Below are 19731 nucleotides of genomic sequence, written 5' to 3'. Positions count from 1 at the left end.
TATTGCAACAGGCCTAGTAATATGCTATTATAACATTTGTGCTACTGAAATCAGTAGCCGTATTAACGATGTTCCGCTGTAATTTATTAAGACTTTATAAGAGCATCTGTTTAAAGGAGAGAATTTAATATGCAACAATTAATCGCAGAAATTACAAAAGGCCAATTAAAAACTGACCTTCCTTCATTCCGTCCTGGTGACACTTTACGTGTACACGTAAAAGTTGTTGAGGGAACTCGTGAAAGAATTCAGCTTTTCGAAGGTGTTGTAATTAAACGTCGTGGTGGCGGAATTAGTGAAACATTCACAGTTCGTAAGATTTCTTACGGTGTAGGTGTTGAGCGTACATTCCCAGTTCACACGCCAAGAATCGCGAAAATCGAAGTACTTCGCCGTGGTAAAGTACGTCGTGCTAAGTTATACTACTTACGTAACCTTCGCGGTAAAAAAGCACGTATTAAAGAAATTCGATAAGACATGTATGGGAGCTTGTAAATGCACAAGCTCCCTTTTTCCAATCTATATGAAATTTTGGTATAATACGAACAGCTTACATAACCGTGGAGGGGAAATGCATGAAAAAAGAGAAGAGTTCACTTTGGGAATGGATTAAAGCAATTTTGATTGCTGTTGTATTAGCTGGTGTTATTAGACAGTTTTTCTTTGCGCCAATTCTCGTAGACGGGGTATCGATGGCACCTACTTTACATGATCGTGATCGAATGATTGTAAATAAAATTGGTTATCACATTGGAGATCCGAAACGATTTGATATTATCGTATTTCGAGCAACAGAAGATAAAGATTACATTAAGCGCATTATAGGCCTACCGGGCGATGAAATAGAGTATCGTAATGATAAGCTGTATGTTAACGGAAAGGCTTATGAGGAGCCGTATTTAGACAAGCAGAAAAAGCAAATTGCTGACGGACCGCTTACATATGATTTTAATCTTGAAGAAATGACAGGCAAGAAAACCGTTCCAAAAGATCAATTATTTGTTTTAGGTGATAATCGTCGTTTTAGTAAAGATAGCCGTTCAATCGGTACGATTTCAATGGATCAAGTAATTGGTAAAGCTAATATGTTATATTGGCCGTTAGAAGACGCACGTATTGTGAAATAAATGAAAAAGAAGGTGGCAACATGGTAATTCAATGGTTTCCAGGGCATATGGCGAAGGCTAGACGCCAAGTAACGGAGAAATTAAAATTAATTGATGTTGTAATTGAACTTGTAGATGCTCGATTACCATTATCATCTCGAAACCCAATGATTGATGAAATCATTACACATAAGCCAAGGCTTGTTGTTTTAAATAAAGCGGATATGGCAGATGACCGTTTAACAAAACAATGGATCGCATATTTTAAAGAAAAAGGTCATATGGCAATTTCGATTAACGCGCAAGCTGGACAAGGTATGAAAGAAATTGCAGCAGCTTGTAAAGTGCTTGTTAAAGAAAAATTTGATAAAATGGTTGCAAAAGGTATTAGACCGAGAGCGATTCGTGCATTAATTGTAGGTATACCAAATGTTGGTAAATCTACATTAATTAATAAATTGGCAAAGAAAAATATTGCTAAAACAGGAGATCGTCCAGGTGTGACAACAGCTCAACAATGGATTAAAGTTGGGAAGGAAATGGAATTGTTAGATACGCCAGGTATTCTGTGGCCTAAATTTGAAGATCAATTAGTGGGTCTTCGCTTAGCGACGACGGGTGCAATTAAAGATTCAATTTTAAATTTACAAGATGTAGCTGTTTACGCATTACGTTTTATGGAGAAACAATATCCAGAACGCTTGAAAGAACGCTATAATTTAAATGAGATTCCAGAAGATATTGTGGAATTATTCGATGCAATTGGAAAAAATAGAGGCTGCTTAATGGGCGGCGGAATGATTGATTATGATAAGACATCTGAGCTTGTACTTCGTGAGCTTCGTGGTGGCAAACTTGGAAAAATGACGTTTGAAACACCGGAAGAGTTTGCAGAGCAAGTAGAAGATGTGGAAAAAATAGAAGAAGTATAAGACGTGCGTTTGTGCGTCTTTTCTTTTTGGATACGTTTAAAAAGGAGTTTGTATAAATGCAAAAAATGACGATAAAAGAAGCGGAAAATGTATTGAAAGAAATTATGAATGAAGAAGATGATCGCTTTCAACTGTTAATGAAAGATGAGCGAAAAGGCGTTCAAAAGCTCGTTTTGAAGTGGTATAAACAAAAAGAGTTAGAACAGAAAGAAAAAGAGAATTTTTTTGAAATGTCCAAGTATGAAAATACTTTGCGTGAAAAAGGGGTCACATATATCGCGGGTATTGATGAAGTAGGGCGTGGCCCGTTGGCTGGGCCTGTTGTGACGGCAGCTGTCGTCCTTCCAGAGGATTTTTATATTCCAGGGTTAAATGACTCAAAAAAGCTGAGTGAAGCGAAACGTGAGCGTTTTTATGATGAAATAAAAGTACAAGCAATTGCAATTGGAGTAGGAATTGTATCACCGCAAGTTATTGATGACATTAATATTTACCAAGCAACGAAACAAGCAATGTTAGATGCAGTTGCAAATTTATCTTGTACACCCCAACATTTATTAATTGATGCGATGAAGCTTCCTACACCAATTCCGCAAACCTCAATTATTAAAGGTGATGCGAAAAGTATTTCTATTTCAGCTGCATCTATTATTGCGAAAGTAACGAGAGATCGTATGATGAAAGAACTGGGAGAAAAGTATCCTGAATACGGATTTGAGCAACATATGGGATATGGCACAAAGCAACATTTAGAGGCAATTGAAGTGCATGGAGTATTAGATGAACACCGAAAGTCATTCGCGCCAATTAAAGATATGATTCAAAAATAAGCTGTAAATATACAGCTTATTTTTTATTTTGGCATATAAACATTACTATTTTCGAAAAAGAATAAAGCGATTTCAGTTTTCTGACACTTTATTGTAGACAGCGTGCCAATCATCTTATACAATGGCAATGTAATGTTTTTTAAACATTAAAAAACTTTTCGAGTAAAACAGGAAAACAGGGGAGGATGGGACCATGAATATCCATGAGTACCAAGGTAAGGCAGTCCTTAGAAGCTATGGGGTTAGCGTTCCGAACGGGAAGGTTGCATTTACAGTAGAAGAAGCTGTAGAAGCAGCGAAAGAACTAGGAACAGATGTATGTGTAGTGAAAGCACAAATTCACGCTGGTGGACGCGGCAAAGCTGGCGGAGTAAAAGTTGCAAAAAATTTAGATGAAGTTCGTACATATGCAGAAAGCATTTTAGGAACTACACTTGTGACACATCAAACAGGTCCTGAAGGTAAGGAAGTAAAACGCTTACTTATCGAAGAAGGTTGCGATATTAAAAAAGAATATTATGTAGGTCTAGTTTTAGATCGTGCAACTTCTCAAGTTGTTTTAATGGCGTCTGAAGAAGGCGGAACAGAAATTGAAGAAGTAGCAGAAAAAACACCTGAAAAAATCTTTAAAGAATATATTGATCCAGCAGTAGGCTTACAAGGTTTCCAAGCACGCCGAATTGCATTTAACATCAATATTCCAAAAGAGCTTGTAGGACAAGCTGTGAAGTTTATGATGGGCTTATACCGTGCGTTTATCGAAAAAGATTGCTCTATCGCTGAGATTAACCCACTTGTTACAACAGGTGAAGGTAAAGTTATGGCATTAGATGCAAAATTAAACTTTGATTCTAATGCGTTATATCGCCATAAAGACATTTTAGAGCTTCGTGATCTTGATGAAGAGGATTCAAAAGAAATTGAAGCTTCAAAATACGATTTAAACTACATTCCTTTAGATGGAAATATCGGTTGTATGGTTAATGGTGCAGGTTTAGCGATGGCTACAATGGATATCATTAAACATTACCACGGTGACCCAGCTAACTTCTTAGATGTTGGTGGCGGTGCAACTGCTGAAAAAGTTACAGAAGCATTCAAAATTATCCTTTCTGACAAAAATGTAAAAGGTATCTTCGTTAACATTTTTGGTGGTATTATGAAGTGTGATGTTATTGCAGAAGGTGTTATTGAAGCAACGAAACAAGTAGGTCTTGAGTTACCTTTAGTTGTACGTCTTGAAGGTACAAACGTAGAACTAGGTAAGAAAATTTTAAATGAGTCTGGCTTAAATATTGTTGCAGCAGAATCTATGGCAGACGGTGCACAAAAAATTGTTTCACTAGTGGGCTAATAGAAAGCGGGGGAGAAAAATGAGCGTATTAGTTAATAAAGATACAAAAGTTATTGTTCAAGGTATTACAGGTTCTCAAGGTTTATTCCATACAAAACAAATGATTGAATACGGTACGAAAATTGTCGGTGGTGTAACACCAGGTAAAGGCGGCACTGATATTGAAGGTGTACCAGTATTTGATACAGTAGAAGATGCAGTGAAAGCAACAGGCGCAAACGCTTCAGTTGTATACGTTCCACCCGCTTTTGCGGCAGATGCAATTATGGAAGCAGTTGATGCAGAAATTGATTTAGTAGTATGTATTACTGAAGGAATTCCTGTATTAGATATGGTAAACGTAAAGAGATATATGGCTGGTAAACATACACGTTTACTTGGACCAAACTGCCCAGGTGTAATCACACCAGATGAATGTAAGATTGGTATTATGCCAGGATATATTCATAAAAAAGGTCATGTTGGTATCGTATCTCGCTCTGGTACATTAACGTATGAAGCTGTACATCAATTAACACAAGAAGGTATTGGTCAATCTACTGCTGTAGGTATCGGTGGAGACCCTGTTAACGGTACAGACTTTATTGATGCGTTAAAAGCATTTAATGAAGATGAAGAAACACATGCTGTAATTATGATTGGTGAAATCGGCGGTACAGCAGAAGAAGAGGCAGCTGAATGGGTAAAAGCTAATATGACAAAACCTGTTGTAGGCTTCATTGGTGGTCAAACAGCGCCTGCTGGCAAACGTATGGGCCATGCTGGTGCAATCATTTCTGGTGGTAAAGGAACTGCTGCTGAAAAGATTAAAACAATGGAAGCTTGTGGCATTAAAGTAGCTGAAACTCCAGCAGTTATGGGAGAAACGCTAATCTCTGTTTTAAAAGAAAAAGGTCTATTTGAGACTTGCAAAAACTATTAATCTGTTGAAAGACACCTTCTTACTTGAGGGTGTCTTTTTACACTTTTTTCTGTTTACATAATAAAAATTATGGGTAAGGAGAATCAAGATGAAAAGAGAGCGGTTATTACATCTTCATTACTTGCTAGCAGATTATTGGAAAGCGATGGAGAGGCTACTATATGTCGATCCAGAATTAAAGAACATATATAATTTTAACGAAAAACAAATGGAGCACTACACTGGAATATCCTCGAAAAAATCTTCAGAACTAGTGAAATTTCTTCAAAGTTCAAATCTTCCGCAATATATATCTTATTTAGAGAAAAATCGTATCTTTTATATAACGATATGGGATGAAAATTATCCACAATTATTACGTGAAATACAAGACCCTCCCTTCGTTTTATATGGAAAAGGAGAGAAAGATTTTCTAAATAAAGTAAATAAATTAGCAGTTGTTGGAACGAGAGAACCATCATTATATGGTCATGAGAGCTTGAAATTTATTTTACACCCTTTATTAGAAAGAGAGTGGCTTATTGTCAGTGGGTTTGCAAAAGGGATAGATACAATGTCTCATGAGATTACAGTAAGGCATCATTGTCCCACTATTGGGATATTAGGGCATGGATTGTCGTTTATGTATCCGAAAGAAAATAGACATTTATATGAAATGTGGAAGGAATATATATTGTTATTGACAGAGTATCCTCCGCACTATGCACCGAAAAAATGGTATTTTCCAAAAAGGAACCGGATTATTAGTGGTATAAGTAAAGGTGTTTTAGTTGTAGAAGCGAAATCGAGAAGTGGGACACTTATTACTGCAGACCTTGCGTTAGAGCAAAATAGAGAGGTGTTTGCGCTTCCTGGACCTATATTTATAGAGGGGGCATCGGGAACAAATCATCTTATTCAACAAGGCGCAAAATTAGTAAGAAATGCAGAAGATATCTTGGAAGAGATTTTAAATTAACCTTATATTTTTAAATTTTTATTAAACAATTATTGACAAATGGTAGATTGGCACTGTATGGTATATTCATTCTTGATTGACAAAAACAAGAGAAATCAATAAGATTAATGAAGACTTGAATCCACCTCTTAAGGAGGCACTAGCATGTCAGATTACCTCGTGATCGTGGAGTCGCCTTCTAAGGCGAAGACCATTGAGAAATATTTAGGGAAAAAATACAAAGTTGTCGCGTCTATGGGACATGTTCGCGATTTGCCAAAAAGTCAAATGGGGATAGAAGTAAAGAACAACTTCACCCCGAAGTATATTACCATTCGTGGTAAAGGTCCCGTCTTAAAAGATTTAAAATCAGCGGCGAAAAAAGCAAAGAAAGTCTATCTCGCGGCCGATCCAGACCGCGAAGGGGAAGCAATTGCTTGGCATTTAGCGAATACGTTAAATGTGGACGTTGAATCAGATTGTCGGGTTGTGTTTAATGAGATTACGAAAGATGCAATCAAAGAATCATTTAAACATCCTCGTGCAATTAATATGGATTTAGTAGATGCACAACAAGCAAGACGTATACTTGATCGTCTTGTTGGTTACAATATTAGTCCTTTATTATGGAAGAAAGTAAAAAAAGGATTAAGTGCAGGGCGTGTACAATCTGTAGCAGTTCGTTTAATCATCGAACGTGAAAAGGAAATTCAAAGCTTTGAACCTGAAGAATTCTGGACAATTAAAACAGAATTTGTAAAAGGAAAAGACACATTTGAAGCAAGCTTTTACGGTGTAGATGGGGAAAAGGTTCAATTAACGAATGAAACGCAAGTGAATGAAATAATTGAACAGATGAAAGACAATGCGTTTTCAGTTGAAAATGTAACGCGCAAAGAGCGAAAACGTAATCCTGCATTACCGTTTACAACATCTTCCTTGCAACAAGAAGCAGCACGTAAGTTAAACATGCGAGCAAAGAAAACGATGATGCTTGCACAGCAATTGTATGAAGGGATAGATCTTGGAAAACAAGGAACTGTAGGTCTTATTACGTATATGAGAACTGATTCAACACGTATCTCAGAAACAGCTCAAACAGAGGCTCGTACTTACATCACTGAAGCGTATGGTACGGAATACATAGGAACAGAAAAGAAGAAAGAAACGAAAAAGTCAAATGCACAAGATGCACATGAGGCAATTCGTCCTACTTCGGTAATGAGAAAGCCAGAGGAACTAAAAAGTTTCTTAAGTCGTGATCAACTTCGATTATATAAATTGATTTGGGAGCGATTTGTTGCAAGTCAAATGGCGTCTGCTATAATGGATACTGTGACAGCGAGACTCATTAATAACAATGTTCAGTTCCGTGCAAGTGGATCGGTTGTAAAGTTCCCAGGATTTATGAAAGTGTATGTAGAGTCGAAAGATGATGGTGCTGAAGAAAAGGATAAGATGTTGCCGCCTTTAGAAGTAGGGGAAACTGTATTTTCGAAGGATTTAGAACCGAAGCAACATTTTACACAACCTCCTCCGCGCTATACAGAGGCTCGTCTAGTAAGAACACTTGAAGAACTTGGAATTGGAAGACCGTCGACTTATGTACCTACACTTGAAACGATTCAAAAACGTGGATATGTAGGCTTGGATAATAAACGCTTCGTTCCGACTGAACTTGGTGAAATAGTAATTGAACTTATTTTAGAATTTTTCCCGGAAATTATTAACATTGAATTTACTGCCAATATGGAGCAAAGCCTTGATGAAGTGGAAGAAGGAAATGCCAATTGGGTGAAAATTGTTGATGATTTCTACGTAGGATTTGAACCGCGCTTAGAAAAAGCGGAAAAAGAAATGCGTGAAGTGGAAATTAAAGATGAGCCAGCTGGGGAAGACTGTGAATTATGCGGACATCCAATGGTCTTTAAAATGGGTAAATACGGGAAGTTTATGGCTTGTTCGAATTTCCCTGATTGTCGTAATACAAAACCGATTGTGAAAGAAATCGGTGTAACTTGTCCGAAATGTGAAGAAGGACAAATTATTGAGCGTCGTAGTAACAAAAAGAAACGCCTTTTCTATGGATGCGGTACGTATCCAGAATGTGACTTTGTATCTTGGGATAAGCCGATTGGTCGTAAATGTCCGAAGTGTGAAGGCATGCTTGTAGAGAAGAAGTTGAAAAAAGGCGTGCAAGTACAATGTATTTCGTGCGATTATGAAGAAGAACAACAAATGTGAGCGTAACTGCTCACATTTTTTTCGGGAAGAAAAGGAAAGGTGATATATATGACAACACAAGTAGTAAACGTCATTGGCGCAGGTCTTGCAGGAAGTGAAGCGGCTTACCAAATTGCAAAACGTGGTGTCCAAGTTAGATTATATGAAATGAGGCCGGTAAGGCAAACGCCAGCTCATCACACAGATAAATTTGCTGAATTAGTATGTAGTAACTCACTTCGTGCAAACACTTTAACAAATGCAGTTGGAGTTATTAAAGAGGAAATGCGTTTAATGGATTCTGTAATTATTCGTGCGGCAGATGAGTGCTCTGTACCAGCTGGAGGTGCGTTAGCTGTAGACCGTCATGAGTTCGCAGCTAAAGTAACAGAATACGTAAAAAACCATCCGAATGTAACGGTAGTGAACGAAGAGCTTACTGAAATTCCAGAAGGACCAACAATTATTGCAACAGGTCCACTTACATCTCCTGATCTTGCTGCACAATTAAAAGAACTAACAGGTGAAGATTATTTCTATTTCTACGATGCGGCAGCACCAATCGTAGAAAAAGACAGTATTGACATGAATAAAGTATATTTAAAATCGCGTTATGACAAAGGGGAAGCTGCATATTTAAATTGCCCAATGACAGAAGAAGAGTTTGACCGTTTTTATGAGGCTTTAATTGCTGCTGAGACAGTGCCTTTAAAAGAGTTTGAAAAAGAAATTTTCTTTGAAGGTTGTATGCCAGTAGAAGTTATGGCAAGTAGAGGGAGACAGACGCTAGTATTTGGACCTATGAAACCTGTTGGATTGGAAGATCCAAAAACAGGGAAAACGCCATATGCTGTTGTTCAGTTACGTCAAGATGATGCAGCAGGAACTTTATACAATATCGTAGGTTTCCAAACGCATTTAAAGTGGGGACCACAAAAAGAAGTTCTACAGTTAATACCGGGACTGGAAAATGCAGAGATTGTACGTTATGGTGTAATGCATCGTAATACGTTTATTAATTCACCTAATTTGCTTCGTCCAACATATCAATATAAACAACGTGATGATTTATTCTTTGCTGGTCAAATGACTGGAGTAGAGGGATATGTTGAATCAGCAGCATCAGGATTATTAGCAGGAATTAATGCTGCACGTCTTGTGCAAGGTGAAGAGCCAGTTGTATTACCGTCAGTAACTGCGATGGGCAGCATGGCAAATTACATTACGGCAACGAACGCTAAAAACTTCCAACCGATGAATGCGAACTTCGGTCTATTTGCACCGTTAGAGAAGAAGATCAAAAAGAAAGCGGAACGAAATGAAGCATACGCAACACGCGCTTTAGAAACAATTCAAAATTTTGTAAATATTTAGTTAAATTTCTTGCAAAGGCTACTAAGTTGTGATACGATTTAGTAGCCTTTATTGAGGTGAGTTGTGTGAATGTGAAGAAATTGTTACAATTATTCGTTGGATATTTACAAATTGAAAGAAATTATTCAAAATATACAATTGCAAGTTATCAAAATGATTTAGAACATTTTGTGCAATTTATGGAGCGAGAAGGCATATCCTCTTTTTTAGACGTTACATACGCGGATGTTCGTTTGTACTTAACGACGTTGCACGATGAAAAGTTAGCCCGTAAATCTGTCGCAAGAAAAGTATCAAGCTTACGAAGTTTATATCGTTTTTTGATGCGTGAAGGTTATCGGAAAGATAATCCGTTTGCACTTGCGTCACTCCCCAAAAAAGAATTGTCAATCCCAAAGTTTTTATATGCTGAAGAGTTAGAGGAATTATTTGAAGTTTCTGACACGGGAACGCCATTAGGTCAAAGGAATCAAGCTTTATTAGAGTTGATGTATGCGACTGGAATCCGTGTGAGTGAATGTGTCAATTTACAACTTACCGATATTGACTTTGCGGTGGGAACAATTTTAGTAATGGGAAAAGGAAAAAAACAAAGGTATATTCCGTTCGGAAGCTATGCGCAAGATTCTTTAATTACTTATATAGAGAATGGGAGAAAACAGTTAGTTAATAAGACTGACGAAGACTCTCGTATGGTGTTTTTAAATGCGAAAGGTACACCGCTAACAAGTCGTGGAGTGCGTTATGTTTTAAATGAACTCATTAAAAAGGCTTCACTGACAATGCGAATAAGTCCCCATATGTTAAGGCATACATTTGCTACACATATGTTAGATGAAGGGGCGGATTTACGTACTGTACAGGAGCTATTAGGTCATGAGAATTTGTCGACCACACAAATTTATACGCATGTCTCTAAAGAAAGATTGCGTTCTGTTTACATGAAGCATCACCCGCGGGCATAAATTGCTTTAAAAGCTATAAAAACAAATAAAGGAGTTTTTTCTATGGGGAATTTCCACGCTACAACGATATTTGCAGTTCATCATAATGGAGAATGTGCAATGGCTGGAGATGGTCAGGTGACAATGGGAAATGCTGTTGTAATGAAACATACAGCTCGTAAAGTTCGCAGACTTTTCCAAGGTAAAGTTTTAGCTGGTTTTGCAGGTTCAGTTGCTGATGCATTTACTCTTTTTGAAATGTTTGAAGGAAAATTAGAAGAGTATAATGGCAACTTGCAGCGTGCAGCTGTTGAAATGGCAAAACAATGGCGTGGCGATAAAATGTTACGTCAACTAGAAGCGATGCTCATTGTCATGGATAAAACAACTATGCTCCTTGTTTCAGGTACAGGAGAAGTGATTGAACCGGATGATGGTATTTTAGCAATTGGATCTGGTGGGAATTATGCACTTTCTGCAGGTCGTGCTTTAAAGCAATATGCAAGTGAACACTTAACAGCGAAACAAATTGCGAAAGCGAGTTTAGAGATTGCTGGCGATATTTGTGTTTATACGAATCACAACATAATTGTTGAAGAATTGTAGAATCGTAAGGGAGGCATTTTATATGCATTTACATTTTACTCCGCGCCAAATTGTGGAAAAATTAGATCAATACATCATCGGTCAAAAAGACGCAAAGAAAGCGGTTGCTGTAGCGTTGAGAAATCGATACCGTCGCAGTAAATTAGCTGAAAATTTACGTGATGAAATAGCACCTAAAAACATTTTGATGATTGGACCGACAGGTGTTGGGAAAACAGAGGTAGCACGACGAATGGCGAAACTCGTTGGAGCACCTTTTATTAAGGTTGAGGCTACAAAATTTACAGAAGTTGGATATGTGGGTAGAGATGTAGAGTCGATGGTACGTGACCTTGTGGAAACATCGGTTCGTATTGTAAAAGAAGAAATGGTAGTGAAAGTTCAAGATAAAGCAGAAGAGCAAGCGAATCAACGTCTTGTTGAAATTTTAGTGCCGAGTCCGGAGAAGCAATCTGGATTTAAAAATCCATTAGAGATGCTTTTTGGGGGCGCTCAAAATTCGAGTCAAACGTCTGATACACAAGAAGATGGTGAAATTGAAAAGAAACGTCAAGATGTGGAGAGAAAGCTTGCTGCAGGGCTTCTTGAAGACGAAATTGTATCGATTGAAGTGACTGAGCAACAGTCGTCAATGTTTGATATGTTACAAGGAACTGGCATGGAGCAAATGGGAATGAATTTCCAAGATGCGTTAGGGAGTTTTATGCCGAAAAAAACAAAAAAACGTAAACTTTCTGTAAAAGAAGCAAGAAAACTCTTGACAAATGAAGAGGCACAGCGCTTAATTGATATGGATGAAGTTACACAAGAGGCTGTTTATCGTGCTGAACAGCTCGGGATTATTTTTATCGATGAAATTGACAAAATTGCTGGTAAGCAGTCGAATAGCGTAGATGTATCACGTGAAGGTGTGCAACGTGACATTTTGCCAATTGTAGAAGGGTCGAATGTTGCGACAAAATACGGATCAGTAAAAACGGATTATATTTTATTCGTTGCAGCTGGAGCGTTCCATATGTCTAAACCGTCGGATTTAATTCCGGAATTGCAAGGGAGATTTCCGATTCGAGTAGAATTAACGAAATTATCGACAGACGATTTTGTTAAAATATTAATCGAGCCTGACAATGCGTTAATTAAACAATATATGGCATTATTAGCGACTGAAGGTATAGAAATTGAATTTTCAGACGAAGCTATTCGTAAGATTGCTGAGATTGCTTATCAAGTTAATCAGGATACAGATAATATTGGAGCAAGAAGACTTCATACGATTATGGAGAAGCTCCTTGAAGATTTATCGTTTGAAGCATCTGAAATTACGTTAGAGAAAATAACGATAACCCCTCAATACGTTGAGGAGAAATTAGCATCAATTGCTAAAAATAAAGATGTGAGCCAGTTTATTTTGTAATAGTGTCATCAGGTGACTCGCCCTAGTTTCCAAGTGATGAAAAAATATGTGAGTAACATGTAGGAGGAACTTTTGAAATGGAATTATTAGCAAAAACAAGAAAATTAAATGCGTTATTACAGAGCGCAGCAGGGAAGCCTGTAAACTTTAGAGAAATGTCTGACACAATGTGTGAAGTAATCGAAGCAAACGTATTCGTAGTTAGCCGTCGTGGTAAATTACTAGGTTATGCAATTCACCAACAAATCGAAAACGAACGCATGAAGCAAATGCTTGCAGAACGTCAATTCCCAGAAGAATATACACAAAGCTTATTCAACATTACAGAAACATCTTCAAACTTGGATGTGAACAGTGCTTACACAGCATTCCCAGTAGAAAACAGAGAATTATTTGGTCAAGGTTTAACTACAATCGTACCAATCGTTGGTGGTGGTGAGCGTCTAGGTACATTAGTATTAGCTCGTCTAGGTCAAGAGTTCTTAGATGACGATTTAATCCTTGCTGAGTACAGCTCAACTGTTGTAGGTATGGAAATCTTACGTGAAAAAGCAGAAGAAATCGAAGAGGAAGCACGTAGTAAAGCTGTTGTTCAAATGGCGATCAGCTCATTATCTTACAGTGAGTTAGAAGCAATTGAGCACATCTTCGAAGAATTAAATGGAACAGAAGGTTTACTTGTTGCAAGTAAAATTGCTGATCGCGTAGGAATTACTCGCTCTGTAATCGTAAATGCACTACGTAAATTAGAAAGTGCTGGTGTTATTGAGTCTCGCTCTTTAGGTATGAAAGGAACATACATTAAAGTGCTAAACGACAAGTTTCTACAGGAACTTGCTAAATTAAAAACAAACTAATTTATAAAAAACTCTCCTCGATTGAGGAGAGTTTTTTTGTGCAATGATTGATGGTGCTTGTGAAAAGTGGCATAAGCGTGTTTTCTGGGAAAACTATTAATTGTATTTTGCTTTTTTGCTTAAAAGAAATGAAGGTTGGTAATACTAGAATTCGAGTATGAACAAAGAAAGTTTTACATTGTTCGCATTTTCGACTTGATTGTAATATTTCAGTATGATATAGTAAGCAGTGGTGTCAGTACAAAGTACACACGTTTACTGATTTAAGTGTTGGTGCTACGTTTGTAGTTTCGCTTAGAGATGAAGTAAACGGAGGATATCAAAAACCATTTAGGAGGAACTATATTATGTCAGTAATTTCTATGAAGCAATTGCTTGAAGCTGGTGTTCATTTCGGACATCAAACTCGTCGTTGGAACCCAAAAATGAAGCGTTACATTTTCACAGAGCGTAACGGTATCTACATCATCGACTTACAAAAAACTGTGAAAAAAGTTGAGGAAGCTTACAGAACGATGCGTGACATCGCTGCTGAAGGTGGAGACATTTTATTCGTAGGTACTAAAAAACAAGCACAAGAAGCTATTAAAGAAGAAGCAACTCGTGCGGGTATGTACTTCGTTAACCAACGTTGGTTAGGTGGAACTTTAACAAACTTCCAAACAATCCAAAAGCGTATCAAGCGTCTTAAAGACATCGAAAGAATGCAAGAAGATGGTACTTTCGAAGTACTACCTAAGAAAGAAGTTGTTCAACTTAAAAAAGAGTTAGAGCGTCTTGAGAAATTCTTAGGCGGTATTAAAGATATGAAAGGTCTTCCAAGTGCATTATTCGTAGTAGACCCTCGTAAAGAGCGTATTGCAGTTGCTGAAGCACGCAAATTACACATTCCAATCATCGGTATCGTTGATACAAACTGTGATCCAGACGAAATCGATCACGTTATCCCAGCAAACGATGATGCAATTCGTGCTGTAAAACTTCTTACATCTAAAATGGCAGACGCGATCCTTGAAGCAAAACAAGGTGAAGAAACTGTTACTGCGTAACAAAGTTGGAAAGGTGATAAGGGGTTCGGCCTTTTATCACCTTTTTTAAGGTATAAACACCTTTATAAAAAGTATAAATACATATTTTAGGAGGATGAAAAGTATGGCAATCACTGCTCAAATGGTAAAAGAATTACGTGAAAAAACTGGCGCAGGTATGATGGACTGCAAAAAAGCTTTAACAGAAACTAACGGCGACATGGAGAAGGCAATTGACTTCTTACGTGAAAAAGGTATTGCGAAAGCTGCTAAAAAAGCAGACCGCATTGCTGCTGAAGGTTTAACTTTCATCGAAACAAACGGTAACGACGCTTTAATCTTAGAATTAAACTCTGAAACTGATTTCGTTGCGAAAAACGAAGGTTTCCAAGCATTAATTAAAGAACTAGCTGCTCACTTATTAGCTAACAAACCTGCTAACGTTGAAGAAGCTATGACTCAAACAATTGAAGGCGGCAAAACAGTAGAAGAGCACATCAACGAAGCAATCGCTAAAATTGGTGAAAAACTTACACTTCGTCGTTTCGAAATCGTATCAAAAACTGATGCAGATGCATTCGGCGCTTACCTACACATGGGTGGACGTATTGGTGTATTAACAGTTCTTGAAGGTTCTACTGATGAAGCAGCTGCTAAAGATGTAGCAATGCACATTGCAGCAGTTAACCCTAAATACATCGACCGCGATGCTGTAACAGCTGAAGAAGTTGAGCATGAGCGTCAAGTATTAACACAACAAGCATTAAACGAAGGCAAGCCTGAAAAAATCGTTGCAAAAATGGTTGAAGGCCGTCTAGGCAAATTCTTCGAAGAGATTTGCTTACTTGACCAAGCATTCGTTAAAAACCCTGATATGAAAGTTCGTCAGTTCGTTGAGTCTAAAGGCGGAACATTAAAAGGATTCGTTCGCTACGCTGTTGGCGAAGGTATCGAAAAACGTGAAGACAACTTTGCTGAAGAAGTAATGAACCAAGTAAAAGGTAGTAACTAATACAGATTAGGGAACACATTGTGTTCCCTTTTTTAAAATAAAGATGTAAGCAATTGGAGGTTCATTATGAGTAAACCGAAATATAATCGTGTCGTTTTAAAGTTAAGTGGAGAAGCTTTAGCTGGAGAGCAAGGATTTGGAATTAATCCAACTGTTATTAAGTCAGTTGCAGAACAAGTAAAAGAAATTGCAGAACTTGATGTAGAGGTTGCTGTTGTTGTTGGTGGCGGTAACATTTGGCGTGGGAAAATTGGAAGTGAAATGGGCATGGATCGTGCAGGAGCAGATTACATGGGCATGTTAGCTACAGTTATGAATTCATTAGCTCTTCAAGATAGCTTGGAGAATATTGGAATCCAAACTCGTGTACAAACTTCAATTGAGATGCGTCAAGTGGCAGAGCCTTACATTCGCCGTAAAGCAGTTCGTCACTTAGAGAAAAAACGTGTTGTTATCTTTGCAGCAGGTACAGGTAATCCATACTTCTCTACAGATACAACAGCAGCATTACGTGCAGCGGAAATCGAAGCAGACGTTATTTTAATGGCGAAAAATAATGTGGATGGCGTATATAGCGCAGATCCATCTATTGACCCAACGGCTACGAAATACGAAACGCTTACTTACTTAGATGTATTAAAAGAAGGTTTAGGTGTAATGGATTCTACAGCTTCTTCTCTATGTATGGATAATGATATTCCATTAATTGTATTCTCGGTTATGGAAAAAGGTAATATTAAACGTGCCGTTTTAGGCGAAAATATTGGAACAGTTGTAAGGGGGAAATAAATATGGGACAACAAGTATTGAAGTCTTCAAATGAAAAAATGGAAAAAGCAGTTGCTGCTTATTCTCGTGAATTAGCAACAGTTCGCGCTGGTCGTGCAAGCTCGTCTGTATTAGATAAGGTACAAGTTGATTACTATGGTGCACCAACACCAGTTGTGCAATTAGCGAACATTACAGTTCCAGAAGCACGTTTACTTGTAATTCAACCTTATGATAAAACTTCTATCGGTGATATCGAAAAAGCAATTTTAAAAGCAGATTTAGGCTTAAACCCTTCTAATGATGGAACTGTAATTCGTATTGCATTCCCTGCATTAACAGAAGAGCGTCGTCGTGATCTTGTTAAAGTTGTGAAAAAATATGCTGAAGAAGCAAAAGTTGCTGTTCGTAACGTACGTCGTGACGGAAATGATGATCTTAAGAAGCTTGAAAAAGCTGGCGAGATTACAGAAGATGATTTAAGAGGATATACTGAAGATATCCAAAAAGAAACAGATAAATATATTGCAAAAGTTGACGAAATCGCAAAAAACAAAGAAAAAGAAATCATGGAAGTGTAATAGCGATTACTTCGCAAATATGACCCTCTTCTTAAGGGGGTCTTTTTACACTTTTAGGCATACGTCTGCTTGTTGGAGGGTATGAATGATGTTTAAAAACTTTCCTTTTTTTAAAGGTAAAAAGGACACATCGTTTGATCATCTCGTTGAAGAAGTGAAAAAAGGATATATCCCAGAACATATTGCCATCATTATGGATGGGAATGGAAGATGGGCAAAGAGGAGAGCAATGCCTCGTATTGCGGGACATCATGAAGGTATGCAAGTTGTAAAGAAAATTACAAAATTTGCAAGTAAACTTAATGTGAAAGTGTTAACTCTCTATGCTTTTTCAACTGAGAACTGGAAAAGACCGAAAAAGGAAGTTGATTATTTAATGAAGCTTCCAGAAGAATTTCTAGGTACATTTTTACCAGAATTGATTGAAGAAAACGTACAAGTCCGAGTAATAGGGCAAAAAGATCGTCTTCCTACGCATACACGCAGAGCGATGGAGAAAGCCATGGAAGATACGAAAGAGAATACGGGATTAATTCTTAATTTCGCGTTAAACTATGGAAGTCGAGATGAAATCGTTTCTGCTGTGCAACATATGATGAAAGATAACGAGGAAGGAAAAATTCGTTCTGAAGAGGTAAGTGAAGAAATGCTTTCTTCCTACTTAATGACGAGTTCTTTACCTGATCCAGAGTTGTTAATCCGAACAAGCGGAGAGCTACGTATTAGTAATTTCATGTTATGGCAAATTGCGTATTCGGAGTTTTGGTTTACAGACGTGTATTGGCCAGACTTCAAAGAAGAACATTTGCTAAATGCAATTACTGACTTTCAACATAGAGGGCGCAGATTCGGAGGCGTGTAGAAAGAGAGGGTTTGGTAGTGAAACAGAGAATTATTACTGGAGTGGTTGCTGCCGCGCTATTCATTCCCATCGTAATATACGGTGGCGTGCCTTTTACGGTTTTAGTGTATGCACTTGCTTCTATAGGTTTATATGAATTAATTCGTATGAATAAGCTTACGCTTATTTCAGTACCGACAGTTTTAGCTGCAGTATTATTGTGGATTCTTTTAATTCCAAGTAGTGCATCAGAACTGTTTACATGGATTGGATTAGGTAAATTGGAAATCACATTTGTGATTGTTTTATTACTTTTATCATATACAGTCCTTTCTAAGAATACATTTACTTTTGATAATGCTTCATTTTTACTGATGGCAACGACATATGTGGCAATGGGATTCTTATATTTAAATGAAACGAGAATATTAGGAATTAAATATGTGTTTTGCGCATTATTTATTATATGGGCTACTGATTCAGGCGCATATTTCGTAGGAAAAGCATTAGGCAAGAGAAAATTGTGGCCAGAAATTAGTCCAAATAAAACGATTGAAGGTTCATTAGGCGGCATCGTTTGCGGAATTATCGTGGCACTTGTTTACAACGCGTTCTTCCCAGTTGAATCGAATGTAGTAATTTTAATTGTGCTGACAATTATCATTTCTATTTTTGGACAAATTGGTGATTTAGTACAATCTGCTTTTAAACGTCATTATGGCGTAAAGGATTCAGGTACAATTTTACCTGGACATGGTGGTATATTAGATCGAACAGATAGTTGGTTATTCGTTTTACCAATTCTCTACTTCTTATTACAATACAATTAATAAATGAACGAGGGGTTGGAGTCATGAAAAACATTAGTTTATTAGGTGCGAGCGGATCAATTGGTACACAAACTTTAGATGTATTACGCTCGCACCCAGACCAATTCCGTCTCGTTGCTTTTTCTGTAGGGAAAAATATTGACTACGCAGTAAAGGTAATTCAAGAATTTTCTCCGCAAATCGTCTCTGTGCAAAGAGAGGAAGATGTTTTAAAATTACAAGCTGTTTCTGGTAATACAAAAATTGTATATGGTAGTGAAGGGCTTTTAGAAGTAGCATTACATCCAGATGCGGAGATTGTAGTAAATGCTGTTGTAGGTAGCGTAGGGTTGTTACCAACACTTCGTGCAATTGAGGCGAAAAAAACAATTGGAATTGCAAATAAAGAAACGTTAGTAACTGCAGGACATCTTGTAATGGAAGCAGCACGAAAACATAATGTTTCGTTACTTCCAGTAGATAGTGAACATTCAGCTATTTTTCAATGCTTGAATGGTGAAAATGAGAAAAGAATTTCTCGTCTTATTATAACGGCTTCTGGTGGAAGTTTCCGTGATAAAACGAGGGATGAATTGCATCATGTGACCGTAGAAGATGCGCTTCGACATCCAAACTGGTCAATGGGTTCGAAAATTACAATTGATTCTGCTACAATGATGAATAAGGGACTAGAAGTAATTGAAGCACATTGGCTTTTTGGTATCCCTTACGAGCAAATCGATGTTGTTTTACATAAAGAAAGTATTATCCATTCTATGGTTGAATTTGAAGATCGTAGTGTAATGGCGCAGCTTGGTTCACCTGATATGCGAGTACCAATTCAATACGCACTTACATATCCTGATAGATTGCCTCTTTCAGACACAAAACAGTTAAACTTATGGGAAATAGGGACGTTGCATTTTGAGAAAATGGACCAAGAAAGATTCCGTTGTCTACGTTTTGCGTATGAAGCTGGAAAAGCAGGTGGAAGTATGCCAGCTGTAATGAACGCAGCGAATGAAGTAGCTGTTGAAGCCTTTTTACAAAAGAGAATTGGTTTCTTAACAGTAGAAGACCTCATTGAAAAAGCAATGAACCATCACAATGTCATTGCACGTCCGAGCTTAGAGGAAATTCTGGAAATTGATGCAGCCACAAGACGGTTTGTGATGGAACAAATTTAGCAAAGG

General features: G+C 37.6%; 20 protein-coding genes. All 20 read left to right on the top strand.

The features are described from left to right. The first annotated feature begins 129 nt into the window (after positions 1–129). The 20 genes from rplS to dxr all read left to right on the top strand — a co-directional run bounded on the left by rplS (position 130) and on the right by dxr (position 19725). Positions 130–474, top strand: a complete 345-nt coding sequence (gene rplS, locus DOS87_RS21415; protein WP_001186516.1) for a 50S ribosomal protein L19 — start codon at positions 130–132, stop codon at positions 472–474. A 101-nt stretch (positions 475–575) separates the two neighbouring features. Next, entirely contained in the window at positions 576–1127 is a 552-nt protein-coding gene (gene lepB, locus DOS87_RS21410) for a signal peptidase I (protein ID WP_000711853.1), read from the top strand. Between the two features lie 20 nt (positions 1128–1147). Then, complete coding sequence (ylqF, locus tag DOS87_RS21405) at positions 1148–2038, top strand: ribosome biogenesis GTPase YlqF (RefSeq protein ID WP_000236705.1); 891 nt, start codon at positions 1148–1150, stop codon at positions 2036–2038. A 56-nt stretch (positions 2039–2094) separates the two neighbouring features. Further along, positions 2095–2868: a ribonuclease HII gene (locus tag DOS87_RS21400; RefSeq protein ID WP_098577804.1), complete on the top strand. Its 774-nt coding sequence runs from the start codon at positions 2095–2097 to the stop codon at positions 2866–2868. Between the two features lie 193 nt (positions 2869–3061). Beyond that, the gene (gene sucC, locus DOS87_RS21395; RefSeq protein ID WP_001020791.1) at positions 3062–4222 is read left to right on the top strand and encodes an ADP-forming succinate--CoA ligase subunit beta; all 1161 of its coding nucleotides are present in this window, start codon (positions 3062–3064) and stop codon (positions 4220–4222) included. A 19-nt stretch (positions 4223–4241) separates the two neighbouring features. Next, positions 4242–5144, top strand: a complete 903-nt coding sequence (gene sucD, locus DOS87_RS21390; RefSeq protein WP_000115178.1) for a succinate--CoA ligase subunit alpha — start codon at positions 4242–4244, stop codon at positions 5142–5144. A gap of 88 nt (positions 5145–5232) precedes the next feature. Further along, on the top strand, positions 5233–6102 hold the full coding sequence (dprA, locus tag DOS87_RS21385) for a DNA-processing protein DprA (RefSeq protein ID WP_000818044.1): 870 nt from the start codon (positions 5233–5235) through the stop codon (positions 6100–6102). Between the two features lie 144 nt (positions 6103–6246). Next, positions 6247–8325, top strand: coding sequence for a type I DNA topoisomerase (topA, locus tag DOS87_RS21380; RefSeq protein ID WP_001286957.1), 2079 nt, complete (start codon positions 6247–6249; stop codon positions 8323–8325). Positions 8326–8373: 48 nt separating this feature from the next. After that, a complete protein-coding gene (gene trmFO, locus DOS87_RS21375; RefSeq protein ID WP_000213006.1) occupies positions 8374–9678 on the top strand; it encodes an FADH(2)-oxidizing methylenetetrahydrofolate--tRNA-(uracil(54)-C(5))-methyltransferase TrmFO in 1305 nt (434 codons plus the stop codon). A gap of 65 nt (positions 9679–9743) precedes the next feature. Further along, positions 9744–10643: a tyrosine recombinase XerC gene (gene xerC / locus DOS87_RS21370; protein WP_001101245.1), complete on the top strand. Its 900-nt coding sequence runs from the start codon at positions 9744–9746 to the stop codon at positions 10641–10643. Positions 10644–10685: 42 nt separating this feature from the next. Then, the gene (gene hslV, locus DOS87_RS21365) at positions 10686–11228 is read left to right on the top strand and encodes an ATP-dependent protease proteolytic subunit HslV (RefSeq protein ID WP_000526274.1); all 543 of its coding nucleotides are present in this window, start codon (positions 10686–10688) and stop codon (positions 11226–11228) included. 22 nt (positions 11229–11250) lie between these two features. Beyond that, a complete protein-coding gene (hslU, locus tag DOS87_RS21360) occupies positions 11251–12642 on the top strand; it encodes an ATP-dependent protease ATPase subunit HslU (RefSeq protein WP_000550083.1) in 1392 nt (463 codons plus the stop codon). Between the two features lie 77 nt (positions 12643–12719). Then, entirely contained in the window at positions 12720–13499 is a 780-nt protein-coding gene (gene codY / locus DOS87_RS21355) for a GTP-sensing pleiotropic transcriptional regulator CodY (protein ID WP_000421290.1), read from the top strand. A gap of 347 nt (positions 13500–13846) precedes the next feature. After that, the gene (gene rpsB, locus DOS87_RS21350) at positions 13847–14548 is read left to right on the top strand and encodes a 30S ribosomal protein S2 (protein ID WP_000111485.1); all 702 of its coding nucleotides are present in this window, start codon (positions 13847–13849) and stop codon (positions 14546–14548) included. Between the two features lie 103 nt (positions 14549–14651). Then, positions 14652–15539 carry a translation elongation factor Ts gene (gene tsf / locus DOS87_RS21345; protein WP_001018576.1) on the top strand — a complete coding sequence of 296 codons (888 nt, stop codon included), beginning with the start codon at positions 14652–14654 and terminating at the stop codon, positions 15537–15539. Positions 15540–15605: 66 nt separating this feature from the next. After that, entirely contained in the window at positions 15606–16328 is a 723-nt protein-coding gene (pyrH, locus tag DOS87_RS21340) for a UMP kinase (protein WP_000042669.1), read from the top strand. Between the two features lie 2 nt (positions 16329–16330). Beyond that, on the top strand, positions 16331–16888 hold the full coding sequence (gene frr / locus DOS87_RS21335; RefSeq protein ID WP_000531505.1) for a ribosome recycling factor: 558 nt from the start codon (positions 16331–16333) through the stop codon (positions 16886–16888). Positions 16889–16973: 85 nt separating this feature from the next. Beyond that, entirely contained in the window at positions 16974–17750 is a 777-nt protein-coding gene (uppS, locus tag DOS87_RS21330) for an undecaprenyl pyrophosphate synthase (protein ID WP_000971296.1), read from the top strand. A gap of 17 nt (positions 17751–17767) precedes the next feature. Then, a complete protein-coding gene (cdsA, locus tag DOS87_RS21325; protein ID WP_000813589.1) occupies positions 17768–18559 on the top strand; it encodes a phosphatidate cytidylyltransferase in 792 nt (263 codons plus the stop codon). 23 nt (positions 18560–18582) lie between these two features. Next, the gene (gene dxr, locus DOS87_RS21320) at positions 18583–19725 is read left to right on the top strand and encodes a 1-deoxy-D-xylulose-5-phosphate reductoisomerase (protein ID WP_000790358.1); all 1143 of its coding nucleotides are present in this window, start codon (positions 18583–18585) and stop codon (positions 19723–19725) included. The last annotated feature ends 6 nt before the right edge of the window (positions 19726–19731 follow it).

Source organism: Bacillus sp. CR71 (genome assembly GCF_003429245.1).
Taxonomy (GTDB): domain Bacteria; phylum Bacillota; class Bacilli; order Bacillales; family Bacillaceae_G; genus Bacillus_A; species Bacillus_A thuringiensis_S.
The sequence above is the reverse complement of the archived record's forward strand: the minus strand, read 5'-3'. Positions and strand labels throughout refer to the sequence as shown.